Raw genomic sequence first — 3,590 nt, forward strand, 5'->3', positions numbered from 1 at the left:
AAAATCACTTTACTTTTATATACTTACCTTAAATTAAGGAGGAAAGTATGGAAATTTTAAAAGTAGAAAATTTAAGAAAAGAATATGGGGAAGGCAATTCCAAGGTAGTGGCCTTAGATGGAGTTGACCTTACAATAGAAAGAGGAGAATTTGTAGCCATTGTGGGCCCAAGTGGATCTGGTAAATCAACCCTCCTACATATTATAGGAGGAGTAGATAGTCCAAGCGGTGGAAAAGTTTACATAGATGGTAACGACATATCCCAATATTCATCAAAGGAGTTGGCCCTATTTCGCAGGAGAAAAGTTGGCCTTATCTACCAATTTTATAATTTAATTCAAAATCTAACTGTAAGGCACAACATAGAATTACCTTTAAAGCTAGATAAGAGAAAAATCCATGAAGATGTTTTAGAAGATTTAGTCAAAAAACTTGGCATAGAAAATAAACTTGATTCATTCCCAAGTGAACTATCTGGAGGTCAGCAGCAAAGAGTAGCTATAGCAAGATCATTGATCTACAAACCTTCAATAATACTAGCCGACGAACCAACTGGCAACCTAGATAGAAAAAACTCAAATGAAATAATTGAGATCTTTAAATATTTTAATAAGACCCTAAAACAAACAATAATCCTAATCACTCATGACGAAAAAATTGCTCTTGAGGCAGATCGAATTGTGACCATAGTTGATGGGAAAATCATAGGAGATGAGAGAAATGAATAAGAAAAATTTTCCTATTTTTATTTCAGTTTTTATTGTTTCCTTGTTTTTTACGGTGGTTTTTTATTTTGCCAAAGTAAACCTCGATGCCAACTACATGGAAGCAAGAGCTATCAATTTTGCTGATGCCCACATAGATGACCACCTAAGCGAAAAAGATCTCGAAAAAATAAGAGAGATAGATGGTGTCAAAGAAGCTGGTCGATTAAACATGCATTTCACAAGTGCAAAGCTTGATGATGATTTAATAGTTGTGTACAGACAGGATGATCACATCAATAGGATGAGGGAATTTTCATTTACAGAGGAAGGCCGTTTTCCTGAAAATCCTAAAGAAATAATGCTATCAAAATCTCTTGTGGAAAAGCACAAATTAAAAATAGGAGATGAAATCCCTATAAGTTTTGGTAAAAGATTTCTTGATAAAGAAGAATTAGATCCTGCAAATTCAAGACTAGAAAAAGAAAGATTTGATAAAACAGAACTAAAATCATATAAACTAGTTGGTATTTATGAAGATGTCTACAATAAATATGCTGGTTTGTCCTATGGACTAATTTATGATACTACAAAGGATCCTCAACCTTTGGGTTTAAGATTTGATGATTTTGTGGATGTCCACCTAAATAAAAAAAATTTTGAAGATGAAATCTCAAAACGACTTGGAAGAAAAATAGAGATAAAATTTTTTGAACCTATAGAAAAATATTATAGGGTCAATGATACTTGGCTAGAAAAAATAATGGCTAAGGCAATGATGATATTTTGTCTTCTTTCTATGATTTTTATTTTTATATTTTTTACTAGAAATATTTTCTGGGTCTGGGGACTTAGGAAAATCAAAGAATTATCTATGTATAAATCAATAGGATCAACAGACTTTCAAATATATAAGTTCCTATTTAAAGAAGCTAGTCAAATTTCAATGATGCCAATTTTATTAGGTCATTTGGTCGGATTTGGCCTAATCTATAGTATTTATGATTTTTCACAAAAAAACTTACAAATATCAAAATTTGAATATGCAAGATTTAGCCCTTTTTTAACAATACTTATATTATTTGTTTCATTTTTAGTGGTAACCTTATCGATAATAAAACCAGCTAGGAAGATTTCAAAAATTAATATAATAGACGGTATAAGAGGAAATATTGATTTATCCAGGTCAAAGAAAAAGAAAAATGATGACCTATGGAAGGAATTAAGAAATAATAATCTTTCTTCAATCAAAAGTCAAAGGTATATTTCTGCAATAGGTATTTTGATAATATCTATGTTTATATTATCAATTTCTATAGGTAAGTATTTTAGGGACTATTATTATGAGGATAGTTCTTATAATATTTTCATTACTTATTATAGCTCTGATAAAAAAGTTCCTGAGGTTCTAAGATCTATAGAAAAAGATATAGGAAGTCAAAAATCATTTATATATAAGGATAAGAATATAGGTGTTAATAACAATCTTGAATTATCTGATCAAGCAAAAAAGTATAAATTAGATGAAAAAATCATGAAAATACTTAAAAAGAAATCGCAAGAATATTTGCAGGGAAACCTTATTGCAATGGATATAGATGATTTAGAAAAACTTGGAGGATCTAAGGGAGAATTTATCTTGTATAACAAGGTGCAAGCTGATCCATTAGAACCAATTGCAAAAGCAAAGATGGTTAAATATTTCAAAGACCCTAAAAATATAGATATTTCTATGGTTGGATTTGAAAAGAAAATAAAGATATCAAAGGAATTATACGATACAGGTGAATATGAATTTAAGCCATATCCTTTAGTGGTAAATATTTTTACTGACTATGAAACATATTTTGACTTGGTTGACCAAGCTAAGGATGATAAGTATCTAAACTATCCATATACATTGAAGATGAAAATTGATGACAAAGACCTATCAAGTGCTAAAGAATTTATAGAAAATAAACTCAGAGAATCTCTTCAAATCAATGAAAGATATGATATATTTGTAGGCAAAGAAATAGAAGAGCAAGAAGCATCTTCTTTGAAGTATTTGCTATATATCTCATTAGCAGTTGGCTTAATTGTATTTATCTTAAATATAACAAATGGATATTCTTCAATTAACATCTCATTGATATCTAGGAAAAAAGAAATAGGAAGTTTATATTCTGCGGGCATGGATATGAACGAATTAAAAAATAGTTACGAAAAGGAATTTTTCTTAGAACAAGTCAAATCCTTTCTTTTAGTAAACTTTATAAGCCTTGCGATCATGGTAATAATTTCTATGTTGTCGCCCAAAATTAGCATATCTATACTTTTAAAATATTATGATTACAAAATGTATTTAGGATTTGCCTTAGTAGTTTATGCAATAAATTTATTGATATATCACTTATCTCTAAAACGAATTTTAGATAGACCAACAATCGACTTAATTAGATCAGAATAAATTAATGAGAGCAGCTCTTTATAGGGCTGCTTTTTATTTTTGAAATATATAAATTGATTTCAAATTATAATACCAAAGTTTATTTTTGCATATTATATAAATATATTTTATAATAAAAATAAAAAGGTTGACACATATGGAAAACTTTAAAGAATTTAAGATAAGAGATTTAAGTCTAAGACCTCTTTATATTAACGATATAAGTTGAAATTATGATGGACTTAAAGTGACCTTAGAAAGTGAATCAGCTTAGGGGCAATTTGCCTATTATTTGATGAAACTGTTTATCTATACCAGGATACATCAGAATTTTATAAGCCAAGCTGGCATATAGACGCAGAAAGTGATTATTATCCATGTTATTATAGTAAAAATCCAGATATGATTGATAAATTAAAAGCAGATGTCGAATTTGTTAGAGATGATTCTATAATTCA

Annotated in this window: 2 protein-coding genes; both read left to right on the forward strand. The window is 29.0% G+C overall.

What is annotated here, in order from left to right:
* Positions 1-47 precede the first annotated feature (47 nt).
* Positions 48-728 carry an ABC transporter ATP-binding protein gene (locus RQ893_RS08575; RefSeq protein WP_311482601.1) on the forward strand — a complete coding sequence of 227 codons (681 nt, stop codon included), beginning with the start codon at positions 48-50 and terminating at the stop codon, positions 726-728.
* Positions 721-3,153: an FtsX-like permease family protein gene (locus tag RQ893_RS08580; protein WP_311482602.1), complete on the forward strand. Its 2,433-nt coding sequence runs from the start codon at positions 721-723 to the stop codon at positions 3,151-3,153. Before RQ893_RS08575 ends, RQ893_RS08580 begins: the two co-directional genes overlap by 8 nt.
* The last annotated feature ends 437 nt before the right edge of the window (positions 3,154-3,590 follow it).

Source organism: uncultured Anaerococcus sp. (assembly GCF_963510915.1).
Classification (GTDB): Bacteria; Bacillota; Clostridia; order Tissierellales; family Peptoniphilaceae; genus Anaerococcus.

Bases quoted from the DNA above. Each gene is read 5' to 3' on its own strand.
- RQ893_RS08580 (WP_311482602.1), top strand. From the start codon at position 721: ATGAATAAGAAAAATTTTCCTATTTTTATTTCAGTTTTTATTGTTTCC.
- RQ893_RS08575 (WP_311482601.1), top strand. From the start codon at position 48: ATGGAAATTTTAAAAGTAGAAAATTTAAGAAAAGAATATGGGGAAGGC.